This is a genomic window from Dulcicalothrix desertica PCC 7102 (assembly GCF_003991905.1).
Taxonomy (GTDB): domain Bacteria; phylum Cyanobacteriota; class Cyanobacteriia; order Cyanobacteriales; family Nostocaceae; genus Dulcicalothrix; species Dulcicalothrix desertica.
Genome location: NZ_RSCL01000038.1, coordinates 63,972 through 71,086 on the forward strand (window position 1 = coordinate 63,972; position 7,115 = coordinate 71,086).

Consider the following 7,115-nt stretch of genomic DNA (forward strand, 5'->3'; position numbering starts at 1 on the left):
ACCGTCATGTGTGTTCTTTTTGTAAAAATAATTAGTTTCTAAATTCTTTTACTTAAACCCGACTACGGGAAGTTTTTTATGAGTCAAACACTAGTATCTTTATTTTCAAGCAGGCGAAGAATTAAAATTCAGCCCTATATTTACACTCTTCTTTTAACTTCTCTGTTTTTACCAGCAGTAGCAAATGCCGCCGATATTACCCAACAACTTCATTACCCAAGACAGTTAAGGGTAATGCCTGAGATGCGTGATGACGCGGATACTTTGCTGCGTATAGCAGAACAGCAACTCCAACAACAGGCGCCTTCTAAGGCAGTTGACTCATTACTAAAAGCGTTAGAGCTTTATTACTTCAAAAATGATTTAAAAGCAGAGGGTTTAGCTTTTGACTTACTTAGTCAAGCGTATATTCAGCTAGGACGCTTTAAAGAAGCAGAAGACGCAGCACGACGCCGTCTTGCAGTTGCACGAGATACTAAAGACCTTCGGGGTCAAGTTTTTGGTTTAAATAACGTAGGTAGTTTACTATTACAACAAGGAGACACGGCGCCTGCTTTTGAAGCATTTGCAGAAGCTGTAAGTATAGCAAACAGCATTAAGGAAATTGAAGGGCAGGGTTTATCGTTGAGTAATCTTGGTTTAGCAACCGCACGACTAGGTGATTACAACAAAGCGATTAAACTTTATGAAAATGCTTTAACCTACAGGCGCCAAACCCGTGACCCAATAGCTCTTGCGAATACGTATAATAACTTGGGCGAAGCATACCAAGCGGTTGGAGATTACCAAAACACCATTAGCACATTTGGCTATGCTTTACGACTAGCGAAAATGACAAGAGACCGTGTAAACGAATATCGTGCTATCGATGGACTAGTTACAGCGCACACCTCAGTTGGACGTAACGAACGCGCGTTTGAATTATTGGCACAGCGTTTAGAACTGGCGAAACAAGGGCAAGACCTAGGAGAGCAACTTATAACCTTTGAATCATATGCTCAATTCTACGAACAACAAGGTAAATATCAAACCGCACGCAACTTCTACGAACGAGCAATAGTGATATCACGCACCCTCGAAGATAGCAAAAAAGAGATTTATTTAGTTGATAGGCTAACGCGAATACTGAAAAAATAGCAAAATCTTGTGGGATGGGCATCGCAAGCCCCGTCCATCCCACAAGACAGGATACTAATTAAGGAAAACGTTTCCATTATTTTCAATTCGCAGTGCAGTTCTATCCATTGCGAAATCAGTAGTTTCCTGCATAGTCACTTCCAACATTCCAGACTCAGAACTTCTAGGTGTCACCATCAATAAACCACGGTCTTGACGATAGAAGGTAACTGTTGTAGGAACTCGTAGACCTTGCAGTGCTATCTCAGAACGACCAGCTAAAGTACGTAATTGTGTATCACCAACTGCTTGGAAGACAATTGGTGCATTAGTATTGTTAATTAAACGAACAGTAACGCGACCATCACTAGGAGATACTGCTGCAACAGCATTCTGATATCGACCACCCAAATTGCTTTGGTTTTGTTGAGACTGTCTTGAGTTGGTATAACCACCAGCAGGCCCATTTACACGTCTGCCAGTATTACTATCTATTTGGCTGTTGGGGATGCCACGGTTTGGATAGTTTAAAGGTTGTGGTGCTTCACCACCAACACCTAAGCGTGTTTGGTCGGGAGTTGGCGCCACTGCGGAGTTAGACATGCCCATTCCAGTAGCATTCATTCGGGTTGTATAGGCATTCGGCGTACATCCTTGGGGAACCATCACTCGGTTATTGTGGGGTTCTTCGTAAAAAATACTTGGACAAGGATTAATTTTAGAACCTGCACTCCTAACAGGCGCCTGCTGTGCTACTGCAATTGCAGGTAAACCAATAAGCATTCCACCAAAGATGGCGCCGAATAATTTAGCAGAATTACGTGATTTATTAGATTTAAGACTCATTGCGTTCTTCTCCTGAATGTCTAAATTAAATTCCAAATGTCAACTAAAAGTTAATGATTGCTGAGAATAAATTTTTTATTCGTTAAAATTTAAACACATTTAATTAGCTCGCGTTATATACACGAACCAATTAATGATTACACTCCTAAATTAACAACTCCTACTGATATATACCTCTAACTCTAGAAGTGAAGTCAATATGAGTTTAAATAAGTCTATAGAAGGGTATAATCAGCCCTAGGAAAGATTAAAAGTTAGTTAGATTTATGAAGCTAACCACGATTGAAATTGCTTTGTTTCTGCCAAGATAGGATGAATTGTAAACCAAGAACCGTCTGTATCGCGGTACTCAAAGATAAACAGACTATTTAATAGCGTGTGGTATTTAACATCATCTTTAATATGTTGCTTTTCTAAAACTTCAAATATTAAATCCCATTCTTGAGAATCAATTGGATTTGCCCGAAAATCTCGATAGCGTCGAATAACTGCTTCTACTGTGTCTCGCTCAAAAGGTGGGTCTTGTTCACGTAAGCATTCAAATACAAGTCCCAGTAAATCTCGAACGTGACCTCCACTTATTAAACACAACCTGTCAAGGGTTGAGTGCGAGTCGAATATTTGCTTGATTAACTTTAATCTTTCAACAGGACTCATATCTGGACTTACATCTGGAAAAGCACGTGCGAGTACGACTTGTCGCATCAGCGCTAATCCCACACTATTAATTTCTCCATTTCTATGTCGTACTGGTATCATAGACAATACGCGCGGCGCCACTCCTCCTCCCAAACGGTTTTGTAGCAAAGCATTGTCATTCGATAAAACCAAGGACATCGGTACAGTGTATACAATATGACAATTTATCCGGCGTAATTCCTCGCTGTGGTCGAGAAATATATGTTCTGGTAGCGAACGTCCAGAAGGTAAAGTATGAATATCTAATCGGTCAAGGTTATCGATAATAACGACTAGTCCTTTTTTACCTTTTGCTTTCAACTGGGTGTTTATATTTGAAAGCTCTTGATTGAGTAATTGCAGGATATTATCTGTGTGAGGTTCTAGATAATCACGCAGTTGTCGTCTACGATTGGGATTTTCCTTAGTTTTTGCGGTAATTTTAGCTGCACCAGCAGAGAACCCTTCGAGTTCCAAGTCGAGAGGTGTTTGCAAGAAATTATTGATTTCTCCAAATAGCTTATTAAAGTAGTTAGACTCGAAACGAATGTTGATAGGTTTGAGACTTTCGGCAACTTGTTCGACAATGGCAAGCAGGATGTCAATTAAATCGACATCGACCATATCTAATATATAGCTAGATTCAAAATAAACGACATGGAAGCTTTGCTGCTCTAACTCAGCTTTGAGACGCAGCAGTTCGGTTGACTTACCACAACCAATATGACCTGTTAGTAACTGACATGTAGGCGCCTCTGGAGATATGCGCGTAATTGTGCGTGCTAAAGACTCTGCTATTTTACCACCCCGCACCGACGCAAAATCAACATAATATTTCTGCTCTAAAGCATTTTCTCGCAGTAAAGGTCTATTTGGATTGAAAGCTTGATAAAATTTCTCAAGGTCAAGTCGAGGAATATTGTAACCAGTGCTAGATTCACGAACATTACCAATGGCGCCACGGAATGTATTATACTGTTTACCTTGATTTGCATAACTTTGTTTCGCACGCTCTAAAGCTTCATGATTACGAACCGGGTCAATTTTATGCGCCCTAGTATAAAGTTCTACAGCTTGAGAATAATCTCCAATATCAAAATACAACTCTGCTAGTTCAAACAGTGCATGAAAGTGATTAGGGTTTATCGTTAAAACCTGCTGTAATAATTCAAGTGCTGTTAAAAATTCTCCTATTTGCCGCTGTTTAATGGCTTGTTCGTATATAGAATGAACAAGTGATTCATCAAGTTTTTCTAATTCCCATATTTCTCGACGTAATGGACAACGTTTAATGAGCCAACGACGAACTAACTCGACGGTTACTACATAGCTACTTGCTTGTAGCATTCTAGCATCATCAAATATTGCTAAGAAATTCCATTCGAGTAAGCGAGTTTCTGCTTTGTGTAATGCTTCTGAAGCAATAACTCCATGTTTTTGTAGTAACGCTAATGGTGTACCTTGAAGTACAGATGATTTACACTTTTCTTGCTGCATTTCTGCAACCGTAGAGAAAATAACCCGCTCTGGTATTGGTAGACCATCTCTAAACCATGTTAATCCAGCTTCGCCAATTTCGATTGCTTGATTAATAATGTTATATACATTTGCGCGTGTGATATGAGGTTTTTGTTTTTCTCTAGCATGGCTAAACAGCGCAAAACATAGCACCTGAGTAAAATAAGGATGTCCTGCTGATAATTCTAAAATGGCATTAATAGCATCTGGTTCATAAATTAAACTACTATTCGCAGGTTTAGTAATTAAACGTTCTGCACTAATTTTATCGAGTAAACCAATTTCTTGAGTAGGCGCCTGTCGAAACAACGAGAGCAGGTTTGGCATATCATCCAGGCGCCGCCCTACTACAGGTATAATATAAAGCTGCGGTTGCCTGTGAATAACCGATAATAAAAAAGGAAAAAAATGAGTTACCGCCGAATCTGAGTGTGAGTCACCCAAAACATCAAACTCATCAAGTAAAAGTACTAAATTTTTATTACCTAGTGCCTGATATACTTGAGGTAAAAAATCATCAAAAAATATTAATTTATCTTCTTTTAGTGCTTCTTTAGTGGGTAATTTTACTTGCTCTTTCGTAAAATCAAAGTAGTCAAAAATATCTTCACTTAATTCATATAAAACTTCATGTAGCAATTTTTGACTTTTACCTTCTAACGATAAAAGTACAAACACAAAGTTATCTAAACAAACAAAATTAGGAATCTGAGATAAAACAGAAGTTTTACCAATTCGCCGCTGACCATGCAGCAAAATAACCTGTACTTTCTGATTTAAATTATCCTTAATAAAATTAAACAGTTCTTCACGCCCAAAAAAGAATTCTGGTTCATAAATTGGGCGCCCAATTATGTAAGGATTTTCTGAATACTGAGTAGCCGAGAACACCATCAGCAATACCTCCCTTACTTTGATTTTAGCAGCAAATCTAACTAAGCGGGGGCGCCAAAAAACTGTTTAATAACAGTAATAACTACAGATTGAACAGTATCTTTATTTTGCCATAACCAGCGAATAGCTTGCTGTGTTTTTTGTGCTTGTTCACGACTCATCAAATTGAGAAAAACTCTCTCTCGTGCTAGTAGTTTTTCTTCGTTGCTATTTTGAATCTCTTGAATAACCCACCACTCCATCATCGAAGAAGTAAAACTATAAACAGTTTTGCCTTCAGAAACTGTATGCTGAATTACACCTCGTTCTTCCAAGTCAACAAGTTCTCGACTGCGCTGACTAAAAACAAGGTCAACATCACCCAAACCGTAACGAGTATTTCTATTCAAACGACCTTGTAAATTACAAAGTGCGATTAACATTAATAAAATTTGTTCTTCATCAGTAGAAAATCTCCACGTATCTCGAAAATACTGCTCGGTAGCGCTTTCAAAGTCTCGTGTAAAAATATCTATGTTGGGAGTTTGCCCTGCTTCCAGGGTCTCATGCAGCAAATAACCAGCATTTTGCAGTAAAGCTGGATGTCCATCAATAATCTTTAAAACACCTTCTCTAAATAAACCAGAAATTTGAACGAACAACTGGTTGCTAACTTCATCAGTCGTTAATGGTCGCAGTAATCGAAATAAATAATGATTGTACCAGGGAGAACCACCGGGTGTGATAGTGGGACCGAGTTCATTGAGGCGCCGAAAAGTAGTGACAACAGTAGAGAGGTATCTACCTTCGTTGCTATGAACCGCTAAGTCACGGAACTCACTCAAAAAAGTCAGCATTTCCACTTCGGTGTACTGGTCATTAGTACGCAACGCTGCATCGTAGTCATCGAGTAGGAGTAATAAAAACTTATCTTGCTGCCCAATTTTTTTGAGAATACGTCGTAAATCTCCTTTTTCTACTTGCTCATCGTCCAATATCTGGTCAATGTCGGCTCGTAAAGCTTCATTCGCATCATCGTATAAACGATTTAAAATTTCGCGCCAAAACCCTGAAGGAGTAAACGGACTAATACCAGCACAGCTAAGTGAGACTATAAATACTTTGGAAATGTCCTTCCCTCGTCTCTTCCAAATTTCAGGCGCCGCTAAGTATCTGAGCAAAGACGATTTTCCCATACCAGGACTACCATATATTGCTAAGTGCGCGCGTTTAGAAATTTGGTCAAACGCTGTTGTAATTTCTGAAGCGCGTCCAAAAAAATACTCTAGAGGTACTGGACCACCGACATAGTAAGGGTTTGACATGTTTATGTGGAGGGAAGGAAATTTGTTACATATATTTTAGATGAAAAATTCTGTAGGTTGGGTGGAGCGCAGCGCAACCCAACATCTTTAATTGATTAACACATATTTAAAATTAAACCGCAAAGGACGCAAAGTACGCAAAGGAAGAGTAAATGCATAATTTCAAAAATCAAACATAAGTTTCATTGTCACTGATACTTTTAACCTGGACATTTTTGAACATCTAAGACATTCTCAATGTTTAGTACAACATCACCAACAGAGTCAGTGAAGGTGGTATCCCACATCGCCTTGAGGAAAATCCCCACGGCTCCATTAAAATCTCGGTCAATTTCATAACCGCAATTTGGGCATTTAAAGTTCTTAGAACTACCTAGTTTTCTATGAACATGACCGCATTTAGTGCAGGTCTTTGAAGTATATTCTTCAGTTATTCTTACCAATTTGGAACCGTAGCGGTTACACAAATGTTCTAAGGTTTGAGAAAACTGATAGAACGCCCAAGTCATCATTGCTCGTGCTGTTTTGTTTTTTAACTTCCTTTTCTTCTTAACAACCATTTCAGAAGTTTCAAAACTTGGAAGCACAATTACGTCGTAGTTTTTGCCAAGATAAGAAGCTACTTGTTTATGGCACTCAGAACGTAGATTTTTAATCCTTGTTCTAATTCTTTCCATACCCTGTCTTAACTTATATCTTAGTCGTTTAAAATTACGACCAACAGATTTATCATGTCTTGATTTTAGCTTGTCGAGATGG

The 7,115-nt window shown here is 38.7% G+C and carries 5 protein-coding genes and 1 pseudogene; 1 reads left to right on the top strand and 5 read right to left on the bottom strand.

Annotation, left to right across the window (positions count from 1 at the left end; all coding sequences use genetic code 11):
* Positions 1-78: 78 nt before the first annotated feature.
* Positions 79-1,137, top strand: coding sequence for a tetratricopeptide repeat protein (locus DSM106972_RS45195; protein ID WP_127086842.1), 1,059 nt, complete (start codon positions 79-81; stop codon positions 1,135-1,137).
* Between the two features lie 54 nt (positions 1,138-1,191).
* Here the strand turns inward: DSM106972_RS45195 and DSM106972_RS45200 are convergent, their stop codons facing one another.
* From DSM106972_RS45200 to DSM106972_RS45215, 5 genes and pseudogenes are all read right to left on the bottom strand, one after another.
* A complete protein-coding gene (locus DSM106972_RS45200; protein ID WP_127086843.1) occupies positions 1,192-1,962 on the bottom strand; it encodes a hypothetical protein in 771 nt (256 codons plus the stop codon).
* 264 nt (positions 1,963-2,226) lie between these two features.
* Positions 2,227-3,558, bottom strand: coding sequence for a P-loop NTPase fold protein (locus tag DSM106972_RS54425; RefSeq protein WP_233787196.1), 1,332 nt, complete (start codon positions 3,556-3,558; stop codon positions 2,227-2,229).
* Between the two features lie 129 nt (positions 3,559-3,687).
* Positions 3,688-5,052, bottom strand: a pseudogene (locus tag DSM106972_RS54430) (tetratricopeptide repeat protein); the annotation flags it as partial.
* A gap of 41 nt (positions 5,053-5,093) precedes the next feature.
* Entirely contained in the window at positions 5,094-6,356 is a 1,263-nt protein-coding gene (locus DSM106972_RS45210) for an ATP-binding protein (RefSeq protein ID WP_127086845.1), read from the bottom strand.
* Positions 6,357-6,556: 200 nt separating this feature from the next.
* Positions 6,557-7,115: RNA-guided endonuclease TnpB family protein (locus DSM106972_RS45215; protein ID WP_148129277.1), on the bottom strand; the 559-nt coding region annotated here is incomplete at its 5' end.